The organism is Photobacterium sp. R1 (assembly GCF_054600795.1).
Map to the genome: position 1 here is coordinate 1 of NZ_BAAHZP010000615.1, position 265 is coordinate 265.

The 265-nt window shown below is 51.7% G+C and carries 1 protein-coding gene; it reads left to right on the forward strand.

All coding sequences use genetic code 11. The features are described 5' to 3' along the window. The coding region (locus ACYP03_RS26520) for an acyl-CoA dehydrogenase domain-containing protein (protein ID WP_459782742.1) at positions 1-265 on the forward strand (265 nt) is incomplete at both ends.

Here is a 265-nt window from a genome sequence, read left to right on the forward strand (position 1 = left end):
TGACCTTCCCGCTGGGAATTCACTACGAAGCGCCGAAAGATGAGCTGAAACTGGCAATTTCCAAACTGCTGATGACACCAGGGGTTGCGCGCGACCGTCTGACCACTAACTGCTATATCGGTGAGAAAGATAACGATCCAGTGGCTATCATGGAGCGTGCGTTCATTGCCATGTACGGTGTGCGCGATATTGAGCGTAAATTGGCGAAAGCGGTGAAAGCCGGCACTGTGCCTCGTAAGGCACCGTTAGCTGAAAAACTGAAGAT